Origin of the sequence: Actinoplanes sp. NPDC051470 (assembly GCF_040682035.1) — a bacterium.
Taxonomy (GTDB): domain Bacteria; phylum Actinomycetota; class Actinomycetes; order Mycobacteriales; family Micromonosporaceae; genus Actinoplanes.
This window is the reverse complement of sequence record NZ_JBFBAA010000001.1, coordinates 883450-896102: the sequence shown is the minus strand read 5'-3', so window position 1 is coordinate 896102 and position 12653 is coordinate 883450. Positions and strand designations below refer to the sequence as shown.

General features: G+C 69.5%; 12 protein-coding genes. 8 read left to right on the top strand and 4 right to left on the bottom strand.

What is annotated here, in order from left to right:
- Window positions 1-103: 103 nt before the first annotated feature.
- The 4 genes from AB0M54_RS04400 (at window position 104) to AB0M54_RS04385 (ending at window position 5777) form a co-directional block, all read left to right on the top strand.
- Complete coding sequence (locus AB0M54_RS04400; protein ID WP_364313200.1) at window positions 104-862, top strand: type III pantothenate kinase; 759 nt, start codon at window positions 104-106, stop codon at window positions 860-862.
- A 25-nt stretch (window positions 863-887) separates the two neighbouring features.
- Window positions 888-2396 carry a lysine--tRNA ligase gene (lysS, locus tag AB0M54_RS04395; protein ID WP_364469035.1) on the top strand — a complete coding sequence of 503 codons (1509 nt, stop codon included), beginning with the start codon at window positions 888-890 and terminating at the stop codon, window positions 2394-2396.
- A gap of 125 nt (window positions 2397-2521) precedes the next feature.
- Window positions 2522-2878: an Lsr2 family protein gene (locus AB0M54_RS04390; RefSeq protein WP_364313206.1), complete on the top strand. Its 357-nt coding sequence runs from the start codon at window positions 2522-2524 to the stop codon at window positions 2876-2878.
- A 373-nt stretch (window positions 2879-3251) separates the two neighbouring features.
- On the top strand, window positions 3252-5777 hold the full coding sequence (locus AB0M54_RS04385; RefSeq protein ID WP_364313208.1) for an ATP-dependent Clp protease ATP-binding subunit: 2526 nt from the start codon (window positions 3252-3254) through the stop codon (window positions 5775-5777).
- 26 nt (window positions 5778-5803) lie between these two features.
- On the opposite strand, the gene AB0M54_RS04380 is transcribed toward AB0M54_RS04385, so the two are convergent.
- Complete coding sequence (locus tag AB0M54_RS04380) at window positions 5804-6691, bottom strand: A/G-specific adenine glycosylase (protein ID WP_364469033.1); 888 nt, start codon at window positions 6689-6691, stop codon at window positions 5804-5806.
- A gap of 21 nt (window positions 6692-6712) precedes the next feature.
- On the opposite strand from AB0M54_RS04380, the gene AB0M54_RS04375 reads away from it, so the two are divergent.
- From AB0M54_RS04375 to AB0M54_RS04360, 4 genes are all read left to right on the top strand, one after another.
- On the top strand, window positions 6713-7225 hold the full coding sequence (locus tag AB0M54_RS04375) for an ACT domain-containing protein (protein ID WP_364469031.1): 513 nt from the start codon (window positions 6713-6715) through the stop codon (window positions 7223-7225).
- Window positions 7226-7254: 29 nt separating this feature from the next.
- Window positions 7255-7773 (top strand): peptide deformylase, encoded by a 519-nt coding sequence (locus AB0M54_RS04370; RefSeq protein WP_364316992.1) that lies wholly within the window; start codon window positions 7255-7257, stop codon window positions 7771-7773.
- 71 nt (window positions 7774-7844) lie between these two features.
- Window positions 7845-8582 (top strand): adhesin, encoded by a 738-nt coding sequence (locus tag AB0M54_RS04365; protein ID WP_364469029.1) that lies wholly within the window; start codon window positions 7845-7847, stop codon window positions 8580-8582.
- 16 nt (window positions 8583-8598) lie between these two features.
- Entirely contained in the window at window positions 8599-8838 is a 240-nt protein-coding gene (locus AB0M54_RS04360; protein WP_364469027.1) for a hypothetical protein, read from the top strand.
- Between the two features lie 379 nt (window positions 8839-9217).
- Here the strand turns inward: AB0M54_RS04360 and disA are convergent, their stop codons facing one another.
- From disA to AB0M54_RS04345, 3 genes are all read right to left on the bottom strand, one after another.
- The gene (disA, locus tag AB0M54_RS04355; protein WP_364316994.1) at window positions 9218-10300 is read right to left on the bottom strand and encodes a DNA integrity scanning diadenylate cyclase DisA; all 1083 of its coding nucleotides are present in this window, start codon (window positions 10298-10300) and stop codon (window positions 9218-9220) included.
- 170 nt (window positions 10301-10470) lie between these two features.
- Entirely contained in the window at window positions 10471-11871 is a 1401-nt protein-coding gene (gene radA / locus AB0M54_RS04350; protein ID WP_364313223.1) for a DNA repair protein RadA, read from the bottom strand.
- Window positions 11872-11902: 31 nt separating this feature from the next.
- Window positions 11903-12646: a hypothetical protein gene (locus AB0M54_RS04345; RefSeq protein WP_364469024.1), complete on the bottom strand. Its 744-nt coding sequence runs from the start codon at window positions 12644-12646 to the stop codon at window positions 11903-11905.
- Between the last annotated feature and the right edge of the window lie 7 nt (window positions 12647-12653).

The window sequence follows — 12653 nt, the reverse complement described above, 5'->3', positions numbered from 1 at the left end:
GACCGCCACCGACATTGGGCAAGCCCGCCGCTGCGGTTGTGACCTACGCCCGGCGTACCCCCGAAGCGGTCTTTTCTGCCGCAGGCAGTGAACAATCGGGACCGTGCTGCTTTGTATCGACATCGGGAACACCAATACCGTGCTGGCCACCTTCGACGGCGACAAGCTGGTGCACGACTGGCGGATCAAGACCGACGCCCGGTCGACCGCGGACGAGCTCGGCCTGATGTTCCGCGGGCTGCTCGCGGGGGACGCGGTCGAGGTGACCGGCGTGGCCGCGTGCTCGACCGTGCCGGCGGCGCTGCGCAGCCTGCGGACGATGCTGGCGCGCTACTACGGCGAGCTGCCCAACGTGGTGGTCGAGCCTGGCGTGAAGACGGGCGTCCAGCTGGCCATCGACAACCCGAAGGAGGTGGGCGCCGACCGGGTGGTCAACACGCTCGCCGCGCATGCGCTCTACGGCGGGCCGTCGATCGTCGTGGACTTCGGCACCACCACCAACTTCGACGTGATCAGCGCGAAGGGCGAGTTCCTGGGCGGGGCGTTCGCGCCGGGCATCGAGATCTCGTTCGACGCGCTGGCCGCCCGGGCCGCCCAGCTGCGCAAGGTGGAGCCGGCCCAGCCGCGGTCGGTGATCGGCAAGAACACCGTCGAGTGCCTGCAGTCCGGCATGTATTTCGGGTTCGCCGGCCAGGTCGACCGGATCGTCGAGCGGATGACCGAGGAGCTGGGGGCGGTGCGCGCGGTGATCGCCACCGGTGGGCTGGCGCCGCTGGTGAAGGAGGAGTGCCGGACGATCACCGCGTACGAGCCGATGATCACGCTGATCGGGCTGCGGATGGTATATGAGCGGAACGTCTGAGGCGGGCTGAGTAGGCTATTCCGTCGTGACGCAGCAGAACATCCCAGATGCAGACCCGGCCGAGGATCTTCCCGAGCAGATGCGGGTCCGCCGGGCCAAGCGTGACCGGATGCTGGCCGAGGGGCTCACGCCGTACCCGGTCAACGTCGACCGCACCGCGACCATGGGTGAGGTCCGCGAGAAGTACGCCGACCTGGCCACGGACACCGCGAGCGGCGACAAGGCCTCGGTCGCGGGCCGGGTGATCTTCATCCGGAACAGCGGCAAGCTGTGCTTCGCGACGCTGCGTGACGGCGAGGGTGTCGAGCTTCAGGCCATGCTCTCCCGGGACAAGGTCGGCGAAGAGGCTCTGGCCCGCTGGAAGGCCGTGGTCGACCTGGGCGATCTGGTGTCGGTCACCGGTGAGATCATCACGAGCCGCCGCGGCGAGCTTTCCGTCCTGGCCGATTCCTGGGCGATGAGTGCGAAGGCGCTGCGTCCGCTTCCGGTCGCGCACAAGCCGCTTTCCGAGGAGACCCGGGTACGCCAGCGTTATGTCGATCTGATCGTCCGGCCGCAGGCCCGTGAGGTGGTACGAACTCGGGCGACCGTGGTCCGCAGTCTTCGGGAGTCGCTGTTTCGGCGCAATTATCTCGAAGTGGAGACGCCGATGTTGCAGTTGCTGCACGGGGGCGCCACTGCTCGCCCATTTGTGACGCACAGCAACGCCCTTGACATAGATCTGTATCTGCGCATCGCGCCGGAGCTTTTTCTGAAGCGCGCGGCGGTGGGCGGGATCGAGCGGGTCTTCGAGATCAACCGGAACTTCCGTAATGAAGGGATGGACAGCAGTCACTCCCCGGAGTTCGCGATGCTCGAGGCCTACCAGGCCTATGCCGACTACAACGAGATGGCCGAGCAGGTTCGCGAGTGGATTCAGGAGGCCGCGGTCGCGGTGTCCGGCTCCACCACGGTGACCCACCACGACGGAACCGAGCTCGACCTGGGCGGCGACTGGCCGAAGGTCACGTTGTTCGGGTCGCTCTCCGCGGCGCTGGGTGAAGAGGTGACCATCGAGACCGATCTGGATCGGCTGCGGGCGTACGCCGAGAAGGTCGATCTGGCCGTTGACCCGAAGTGGAGCGCGGGCAAGCTGGCCGAGGAGCTGTTCGAGCATCTCGTTGTGCCGTCCCTGCGGGCGCCGACGTTCGTGCTCGACTACCCCGAGGAGACCACCCCGCTGACCCGCGCACACCGGGAGACGCCGGGTCTGACCGAGAAGTGGGACCTGTACGTCCTCGGTTTCGAGCTCGGCACCGCCTATTCCGAGCTGGTCGATCCGGTGGTGCAGCGCGATCGGCTGACCGCCCAGTCGCTGCTCGCGGCCGGCGGCGATCCCGAGGCGATGCGGCTCGACGAGGATTTCCTCCGCGCCATGGAGTACGGAATGCCCCCGTCCGGCGGCATGGGAATGGGAATCGACCGGCTGCTGATGGCGCTCACCGGTCTGGGCATTCGGGAAACCATCCTGTTTCCGTTGGTGCGGCCCGAGTGAAGGTCGCAGTGGAGAGTGGCGGAGATAAATCTGCCACCCTCCATTGACGCACTACGCACGCCACAAGTTATTGTTCTGCTGATAAAGCGCGGAGCACCGCGCGGTGCTCGGAAGGATAACGGCGCGTGGCCAAGCAGATCATTCACAAGCTGGTCGATGACCTCGACGGCGGCGACGCCGACGAGACCGTCAAGTTCGCCCTCGACGGCATTCAGTACGAGATCGACCTGTCCGGCAAGAACGCCGCGAAATTGCGCGACGTGTTCGCACCCTATGTCGGTTCCGGCAGCAAGATCGCGCGTGGCGGCGTCGTGGTCGGCGGGCGGGCCGCCCGGGGTCGTGGTGGCGCGACGGCCGACCGCGAGCAGAACAAGGCGATCCGGGAGTGGGCGAAGAAGAGCGGCAAGGACATCTCCGACCGGGGGCGTATCCCGCAGGAGATCGTGGACGAGTTCCACGCGAAGGGTCCGGGCCGGAGCTGACGCTCGGGAAGCGAGAGACCTGTGGACAACGAGGGTCCGTGGCGCCTGGCGCTGCGGACCCTCGCGCTTTTCGCCCCGCCTTCGGTCTGGGTGCGTACGGTTATCCACAGGGGTGGACAACGTTGTCCACAGGCTGTGGACAACTAGCGATCCTGTCCTAATTTCGCTGTGCGCGTAGTCCGCCGGGGTGGGGAACACCTGGTCAGCGTGCGAAGTTGGGGAGAACATCGTCGCCAGGAGTTCAGCTCGGGTCGGTGAGCCCCCAGCGGTGGCATCCGGCGGCGATAGAGTTACAGCACGGGCATCACCGATGCCCGTGCGCTGGCCCCGCCAGTTTCAAGATTGGCGCACGGCACGTGAGGAGCACGAGGGCATGTTCGAGCGGTTCACCGACCGAGCGCGACGGGTTGTCGTCCTGGCCCAAGAAGAGGCCCGGATGCTCAACCACAACTACATCGGGACAGAGCACATCCTGCTCGGCCTGATCCACGAGGGCGAGGGTGTCGCCGCCAAGGCTCTGGAGAGCCTGGGCATCTCCCTCGAAGGGGTCCGGCAGCAGGTCGAAGAGATCATCGGCCAGGGTCAGCAGGCGCCGAGCGGGCACATCCCGTTCACGCCGCGCGCCAAGAAGGTGCTGGAGCTCTCGCTGCGCGAGGCGCTTCAGCTGGGCCACAACTACATCGGTACGGAACACATCCTGCTCGGCCTGATCCGCGAGGGTGAGGGCGTCGCCGCCCAGGTGCTGGTCAAGCTCGGCGCCGATCTCAACCGGGTCCGCCAGCAGGTCATCCAGCTGCTCTCCGGCTACCAGGGCAAGGAGCCGGCCGCGGCCGGCGCCGCCGCCGGTGAGGCCGCGCCGTCCACGTCACTGGTCCTCGACCAGTTCGGACGCAACCTGACGCAGGCCGCCCGCGAGGGCAAGCTCGACCCGGTCATCGGGCGCGAGAAGGAAATCGAGCGGGTCATGCAGGTGCTTTCCCGCCGTACGAAGAACAACCCGGTGCTCATCGGCGAGCCGGGCGTCGGCAAGACCGCCGTGGTGGAGGGCCTGTCCCAGTCCATCGTCAAGGGCGAGGTGCCCGAGACGCTGAAGGACAAGCAGCTCTACACGCTCGACCTGGGCGCGCTGGTCGCCGGTTCCCGCTACCGCGGTGACTTCGAGGAGCGCCTGAAGAAGGTGCTCAAGGAGATCCGCACCCGGGGCGACATCATCCTGTTCATCGACGAGATCCACACCCTGGTCGGCGCCGGCGCCGCCGAGGGCGCGATCGACGCCGCGTCGATCCTCAAGCCGATGCTGGCTCGGGGCGAGCTCCAGACCATCGGCGCGACGACGCTCGACGAATACCGCAAGCACCTCGAGAAGGACGCCGCGCTCGAGCGCCGCTTCCAGCCGATCCAGGTGGGCGAGCCGTCGCTGGCTCACACCATCGAGATCCTCAAGGGCCTGCGCGACCGGTACGAAGCACACCACCGGATCAGCATCACCGACGCCGCCCTGGTGGCCGCGGCGACGCTGGCCGACCGCTACATCTCCGACCGCTTCCTGCCGGACAAGGCGATCGACCTGATCGACGAGGCCGGCGCCCGGATGCGTATCCGCCGGATGACCGCGCCGCCAGACCTGCGCGACTTCGACGAGCGCATCGCCCAGGTGCGGCGCGACAAGGAGTCCGCGATCGACGCGCAGGACTTCGAGCGGGCCGCCCAGCTGCGCGACAAGGAGAAGCAGCTCCTCGGCCAGAAGGCGCAGCGGGAGAAGGAGTGGAAGGCCGGCGACCTCGACGTCGTGTCCGAGGTCGACGACGAGCAGATCGCCGAGGTCCTGGGCAACTGGACCGGCATCCCGGTCTACAAGCTGACCGAGGAGGAGACCTCCCGGCTGCTCCGCATGGAAGATGAGCTGCACAAGCGGGTCATCGGCCAGGAAGACGCGGTCCAGGCGGTGTCCAAGGCGATCCGGCGCACCCGCGCCGGTCTGAAGGACCCGAAGCGCCCGTCCGGCTCGTTCATCTTCGCCGGCCCGTCCGGTGTCGGTAAGACCGAGCTGTCCAAGGCGCTGGCCGAGTTCCTCTTCGGCTCGGAAGACGCGCTGATCCAGCTCGACATGTCCGAGTTCCACGACCGCTACACGGTGTCCCGCCTGGTCGGCGCCCCTCCCGGCTACGTCGGCTACGACGAGGGTGGTCAGCTGACCGAGAAGGTGCGTCGCAAGCCGTTCTCGGTGGTCCTCTTCGACGAGATCGAGAAGGCCCACCCCGACGTCTTCAACACGCTCCTCCAGATCCTGGAGGACGGGCGCCTCACCGACGGTCAGGGTCGCATCGTCGACTTCAAGAACACGGTGATCATCCTGACCACCAACCTCGGTACGCGTGACGTGGCCAAGGCCGTGTCGCTCGGCTTCCAGGCCTCCGAGGCCGAGGAGTCGAACTACGAGCGGATGAAGCAGAAGGTCAACGACGAGCTGAAGAACCACTTCCGCCCCGAGTTCCTCAACCGCATCGACGACACGATCGTCTTCCACCAGCTCCGCCAGAGCGAGATCCTGCAGATCGTCGACATCTTCGTCGCCCGGATCGAGACCCAGCTCAAGAACAAGGACATGGGTCTCGAGCTGACCGACACGGCGAAGAAGTACCTGGCGAACAAGGGGTTCGACCCGGTGCTGGGCGCCCGGCCGCTGCGCCGGACGATCCAGCGCGAGCTGGAAGACACGTTGTCCGAGCAGATCCTCTTCAACGAGCTGCGCCCCGGCCAGATCGTGGTCGTGGACTGCGAGGGCGACCCGGCGAACGTCGAGAAGAGCAAGCTGACGTTCACCGGCGCCGACCGTGGCTCCAACGTTCCGGACGCTGTTCCGGCCGACCTCGGGGCTGCGACGACCGAGGGCGAGTAGTTCTTCACCGGACGGCCCGGCGGGTGTTACCCGCCGGGCCGTTCCGTGTCTCCGGCCAGCGCGAACTCGCCGTCGGCGACCGGCTCGACCAGGCCGTCCTCGACCAGGCCGGCCAGGGCCCGGGCCCGTTGCACGTCGTCGCTCCAGACCACGTCGATGCGCTGGCGGGGGACCGGGCCGGTGGCGTGGCGGAGCACCTCGAGGATCAGGCCGCGTACCTGGCGGTCGGTGCCGGCGTACCGCTGCGGTTTGCGGCTCGGCCCGTCCGGGAGGTTCTGGCCGGAGGCGCGCCAGAGGCAGATGTCCTCGACCGGGCAGAGAAGGCATTTCGGCGCGCGAGCCGTGCAGATCAACGCGCCCAGCTCCATGAAGGCGATCGAGGCGCGCGCTGCTTGCGAAGCCGAGGAAGGCAGTAGATCCTCCACCGCGACGAGGTCGGCGGCGGTGGTGTTCGGGCCAGCGTCGGGCTGCCCTTCCACCACCCGGGTGACAACCCGGCGCACGTTCGTGTCCACGACCGGGTGACGTTGCCCGAAGGCGAAGGTGGCTACGGCCCTCGCGGTATAGGTGCCGATGCCCGGGAGGGCGAGCAGTTCGTCGAGATCGGACGGCACCTGCCCGCCGTGGTTGGCGACCATGGCCACGGCGCACGCGTGCAGGCGCATCGCCCGCCGCGGATACCCCAGCCGGCCCCACATGCGGATGGCCTCCGACGGCGGATCGGCGGCCAGCGCCGCGGGCGTCGGCCACCGGGTCATCCAGGAGCGCCACGCCGGCTCCACCCGTACCACCGGGGTCTGTTGCAGCATCACCTCGCTGACCAGCACACCCCACGGGCTGGAGTCGGGCTGCCGCCAGGGCAGATCACGGGCGTTGGCGTCATACCAGGCGATGGTCTTGTCAGCGAGCGTCATAGCGCCCCCTACTGTAGGGCTGTGCACGAGCTAGCCATCACCGTGATCGGCCCGGACCGCACCGGGATCGTCGCCGACGTCGCCGAGGCGCTCGCCGGCATCGGCGCCAACCTCGACGACTCCACCATGACCCGGCTGCGTGGGCATTTCGCCATGACGCTGATCTGCACCGGTCCGTCCGCCGACGAGGTGCGGGCGGCGCTCGAAACCCTCACCGCGGACGGGAAGCTGCTGGCCACCGTACGCGCCGTGCAACCTGAGACCGATGCCGCCGTCCGCGGCGAACCGTTCCTGGTCAGCGTGCACGGCGCCGACCGCCTCGGCATCGTCGCCGCGGTCACCCGGGTGGTCGCCGGGGTCGGCGGCAACATCACCGACCTGACCTCCCGGCTGACCGGCCCGCTGTACGTGATCGTCGCCGAGGTCGACCTCGACCCGGCCCACGCCGACGAGCTGGCCGAGCAGCTGGCGGTGGCGGCGGCCGAGCTGGGCGTGGATGTGACACTGCGGCGCGCCGAGTCGGAGATCCTGTGACCCCCGACCTCCTCGACTGGAAGCCGGAGATGCTCGGCGTCGAGGGCCGGGTACGCCCGGTGGTGACCGCCCCGGCCACCGTGCTCAGCGCGGTCGGCGACGATGTCGACCCGGCCGACCCCGAGGTCGTGCAGCTCGCCGCCGACCTGGTCGCCACGATGCGGGTGTCGCCCGGCTGCGTGGGGCTGGCCGCGCCGCAGCTCGGGGTGAGCGCGCAGATCTTCGTCGTGGACGTCACCGAACACCCGAAGACGGCGACCACACACGGCACCTTTGTGCTGTGCAACGCCAAGGTGGTGGAGGCCAGCCGGTGGCGGCCCGGTCGGGAGGGCTGCATGTCGGTGCCCGAGCTGACCGGCGACGTGAAGCGGGCCGGCCGGGTGGTCGTCGAGGCCGTCCTGCCCGGCTCGGGCGACCAGGTCAGCCTGACCACCGACGCGTTCGAGGCGCGCGCCCTGCAACACGAGATCGACCACTGCGGAGGGAAACTCTTCCTCGATCGGGTGGCCGGGGCACACGCCATCTACCAGCGCAAAGTCTGGCTATAAGCGAAGCACCGTCGCGTACCTCGGCGCGTCGCGCCGGCTGGCGTGCCTCGCGGGCGTACGGTGAGCCCATCATGCGATCGACGGTCGGTCCCCTCTCTCCCGCCGTTTACTGGCGGCGCCGGGCCGTGGTGCTGGGAGCACTGCTGCTCGTTGCTGTCCTGCTGTTCGTGTCCTGCGGCGGCAACGGCGATGACTCGAAGCGCGGCTCCGGCAAGGGCACGGCGGCCTCCCAGCCTCCGACTCCCAAGCCCGGCAATTCCGCGAGCGCCGAGCCCGAGCCGTCGTTCGGCAACGACCGGCCCGTCGACCCGAACCTGCCCGACCCCGACGACCTGACGCCCAGCGCCGGGGTCCCGAACCCGTCGAGCGGCGCCGGGAACGGCACCAACAACAACGTGAACGTGCCGGCCGACGGCTCATGCGCCGACCAGGAGATCTCGGCGGTGGCGATCCCGGCCGCCGCCACGGTCAAGCGAGGCGCGGCCCTGGCCGTGAGCCTCAAGATCAAGAACATTTCCAACCGCGCCTGCACGCGCGACCTGGGCGCCGGCGTCCAGGAGCTGTACCTCGACCAGGCCGCCCGCAAGTTCTGGTCCTCGGACACGTGCAATCCCGACCGCAGCACGAACCCGACCAAGATGCAGCCCGGCGTCGAGTACAACTTCAACGTCACCTGGAACGGCCAGCAGGCCAACAAGTGCGCCGGCACCGTGCCGTCCGGCCCCGCCCTGGCCCCCGGCCAGTACCAGCTGCGCTACCGCCTGGACCGCAAACTGAGCGACCCCGTAGCGATCACCATCACCGCGTAGGCCGGTCGATCCGCCCATGACCTCGCAATTGTGGGACGAGCACGCCGCACACGGCTACGACGAGAGCACCGCCGCGATGCCCACCGGGGCCGCGGTCGATTTCCTGGCACCCCTGGCGCCCAACGGCCGCGCCCTGGAGTTCGCCATCGGCACCGGCCGCGTGGCCGTGCCGCTGAGCGACCGGGGCATCGAGGCCCCCTTCACCGCCGACAGCCGCGCCCACATCTCCATCTGGCAAAAACCCGAAACCCCATAACCCGACGAGTACGCCGAACACACACTCCCCAATGCCGAGGCGACCCAGGCGCGCAAAGAAGCCATTGCGCCCCCATCCGGTCTGAGGCGTCTGGTCACCGGCCCCGCCTCCCACCGAACCCCAACGCCCCGTGCCTGACCCCACCCGGGCAGCCACCCGCAGCGGCATCAAAACCAGAGCCCGTCTCCAAGCGATGCATCAATGCGCTCAGAGCAAAGCGCCCCAGAGGCTAGGGGCGCGCCGAAGCACGGGTGGCGGCAGCGAGGGTGAGTGGGCACCGACGAGCCCGGCCAACCCGCCTTGCGCACCGCAGAGGGTGGGCGGCCGCAGTGAGGGCGCGTGGGCACCCGCGGGCCTGGCCACCTGCCTTGACCCCAGGTCAGACGTAGCGTTCGAGAATCGACGCCTCAGCCAGCCGCGAGAGCCCTTCCCGAACCCCCCGAGCCCGAGCATCCCCCACCCCCTCGACGGCCTGAAGGTCTTCGACCGTCGCCCCCAACAGCCGCTGCAAACTACCGAAATGCCCGACCAGCCGATCGACGATCGGGGTGGGCAGGCGCGGCACCTTGGCCAGCAGCCGGAACCCGCGCGGGCTGACCGCGGCGTCCAGGGCGTCTGTCGCCGCGGCGTAGCCGATCGCCTTGGCCACCGCGACCAGGTCGATCATTTCGGTGGCCGTGAGCAGGTCGAGTTCGACGAGGCCCTCGTCCAGGGTGCGGGCCTTGCGGCCGGTCGGGAGGTAGTCGCGGATGACCAGGGTGCGGTCGGCGTCGACGCCGGCCATGAGTTCGTCGAGCTGGAGGGCCAGGAGGCGGCCGTCGGTGCCCAGTTCGACGACGTAGCCGGAGATCTCGTCGGCGATGCGGCGGACCATTTCCAGGCGCTGGACGACCGCCACGGCGTCGCGGACGGTCACCAGGTCTTCGATCTCCAGGGCGGAGAGGGTGCCGGACACCTCGTCGAGGCGCAGCTTGTAGCGCTCGAGGGTGGCCAGGGCCTGGTTGGCGCGGGAGAGGATGGCCGCCGAGTCGTCGAGGACGTGGCGCTGGCCGTTCACGTAGAGGCCGATGATGCGCATGGACTGGCTGACCGAGATGACCGGGAAGCCGGACTGTTTGGCGACCCGCTCGGCGGTGCGGTGGCGGGTGCCGGACTCTTCGGACGGGATCGACGGGTCGGGCATGAGGTGGACGGCGGCGCGGACGATGCGGGTGCCGTCGCTGGACAGGACGACCGCGCCGTCCATCTTGCACAGCTCGCGCAGGCGGGTCGCGGAGAACTCGACGTCGAGCGGGAAACCGCCGGTGCAGATGCTTTCGACGACGGCGTCATGTCCGAGAACGATCAGGGCGCCGGTACGCCCGCGGAGGATCCGTTCGAGCCCGTCGCGGAGGGCGGTGCCGGGCGCCATCAACGCGAGATTCGCTCGCAACGGGTCGGCGGTGACGCCGCCGCCGGTCAGACCGGGCGCCGACGTGGGAACGACCCCACGGGAAGTCGACCCGTTGACAGACACGGGCTTCGAAGGATCGCGGTCGAGCGGCACCGGTACATTCTACGGACTGTCAACCAGGTCAACGAGGCGCGGTGCGAGGAATGCTCCGTAGCGTGATGATCGGTGACCTTGCGTGATCACTTGGCCGAGAGGCTGGCCGCCGAACGCAACGCCGAGCGCAGGTCACCGACCTCGATGACCTCCATGCCGCGGGGCGACTCGCCGCCACAACCGGGCGGGACCAGCGCCGACTTGAAGCCGAGCCGCGCCGCCTCGGCCAGCCGCCGGCCGACCGCGCCCACGCGCCGGATCTCGCCGGTCAGCCCGACCTCACCGATCGCCAGCAGGTGAGGGGCCATGGCCAGGTCAAGGCCGCCGGAGGCGACCGCGAGCGCGATGGCCAGGTCGGCCGAGGGCTCGACCAGGCGGATGCCGCCGACGGTGGCCGCGAACACCTCGCGGTTGTAGAGCTTCAACTGCTTGGTGCGGCGTTCCAGGACGGCCAGCACCATGGCCAGCCGGGCGCTGTCCAGCCCGGACACGGTCCGGCGGGGCGAACCCTGCACCTCGGCGCCGATCAGTGCCTGCACCTCGGTGACCAGCGCGCGCCGGCCTTCCATGGCGACCGTCACACAGGTGCCGGGGACGGGTTCCTGATAGCGGGTCAGGAACAGCCCGGACGGGTCGGGCAGGCTGCTTATACCGCCCTCGTGCATCTCGAAGCAGCCGACCTCGTCGGCGGCGCCGTACCGGTTCTTCACCCCGCGCACCAGCCGTAGCGAGGAATGCTTGTCGCCCTCGAAGTGGAGCACCACGTCGACCAGGTGTTCCAGCACTCGGGGACCGGCCACCTGTCCGTCTTTGGTCACGTGGCCGACGAGCACGGTGGCGATGCCGCGTTCCTTGGCCACGGCCACGACGGCCGCGGTGACCGCTCGGACCTGGGTGACGCCGCCGGCCACGCCCTCGGTGCCGGGGGTGGAGATGGTCTGCACCGAGTCGAGCACCAGCAGGCCGGGCTTGACCGCGTCGAGGTGGCCGAGCACCGCGTCGAGTGCGCTCTCGGACGCCAGGTAGAGCCGCTCGTGCAGCGCGCCCATCCGCTCGGCGCGCAGCCGCACCTGGCTCACCGACTCTTCACCGCTGACCACGAGGGACGGTGTGCCCGCGCCGGCCGCCCACTGCTTGGCCACGTCGAGCAGAAGGGTGGACTTGCCGACCCCGGGCTCACCGGCCAGCAGCACCACCGCGCCGGGCACCAGGCCGCCGCCGAGCACCCGGTCGAGCTCGCTGACCCCGGACGGCACCGCCTTGGCCGGGGCGGCGCTGATCTCGGAGATCGGGCGGGCCGGCTCGGACGGCAACCGGGAGCTGACCACCCGCCCGGAGACCAGTGGACCGGTCACGGTGGACTCGATCACCGAGCCCCACTCGTTGCACTCGGGGCAGCGGCCGAGCCACTTGGGCGGCTGGTGCCCGCAGGCGTCACAGACGTAGGCCGGTCTGGGCGCCTTGGTGGCAGCGCGGGAAGTCGTCACCGGATCACGCTATCCGGCGGGTACGACAGAACTATTCGCCCTCGTGGTTCTCGCCGGGCGCGGCCGAGCCGCGCGGGGCCGGCGACTGCGGCACACCGACCGAGGCCTGGAGCTCCAGCGGCTCGGCGCCGTTGCTGAAATCGAAGACCAGGTTGATCGACTGACCGGGCAGCAGCCTGCCCGGGATGCCGGTCGCCACCAGCTGTTGCTGGTCACCCGGCAGGAAGGAGGCCGAGCCCATCGGCTCGATGGTGATCCGCGCCGGCTGCAACTGCGCCCCGTTGTCAGGTGGCGGAGGCGGGAGGGCAGGGGCGGAGGGGTCGCCCGAGGGCACGTTCTCGGGCGTCTCGGTGTCGGGGGTGGCCGGCGGCCGGCTGCCCGAGGGCTCCATCGCGGGGCTGGGCGGCGTGGCGGAAGCGGACCCGCCGCCGAGGAGGCCGATCTGCCCGGCCGCGACGACACCCTGGTTCGCCGGCGCGCCGGTCAGCGGCCGGCTGCCGATCGTCACCACGACCGGTTCGGTGGTCTGGTTGAACAGACCGACCTCGATCGGCACCCGGGCGCTCGCGTCGTACCCCTCGACGCCGTTGTACAGCACCTGGAGGTTGCGCACGACGACGCTGTTGTTCGAGTTGTTGGCGTTCACGCCCGAGTTGGACGGCTTCTTCAGCGCGGTCTCGGCGACCTGACCGGCACTGCACCCGGTCAGCGCGAGAGCGGTGACCGCGGCGGTACCCGCGACGAGCGCGGCGGCACGGTGACCAGTGAAGCGCATCGTTCAG

Coding starts and splice junctions, on each gene's coding strand:
- AB0M54_RS04370 (WP_364316992.1), top strand. CDS start 7,255: ATGCTCGGCGTCGAGGGCCGGGTACGCCCGGTGGTGACCGCCCCGGCC.
- AB0M54_RS04365 (WP_364469029.1), top strand. CDS start 7,845: ATGCGATCGACGGTCGGTCCCCTCTCTCCCGCCGTTTACTGGCGGCGC.
- AB0M54_RS04385 (WP_364313208.1), top strand. CDS start 3,252: ATGTTCGAGCGGTTCACCGACCGAGCGCGACGGGTTGTCGTCCTGGCC.
- AB0M54_RS04380 (WP_364469033.1), bottom strand. CDS start 6,691: ATGACGCTCGCTGACAAGACCATCGCCTGGTATGACGCCAACGCCCGT.
- AB0M54_RS04360 (WP_364469027.1), top strand. CDS start 8,599: ATGACCTCGCAATTGTGGGACGAGCACGCCGCACACGGCTACGACGAG.
- AB0M54_RS04345 (WP_364469024.1), bottom strand. CDS start 12,646: ATGCGCTTCACTGGTCACCGTGCCGCCGCGCTCGTCGCGGGTACCGCC.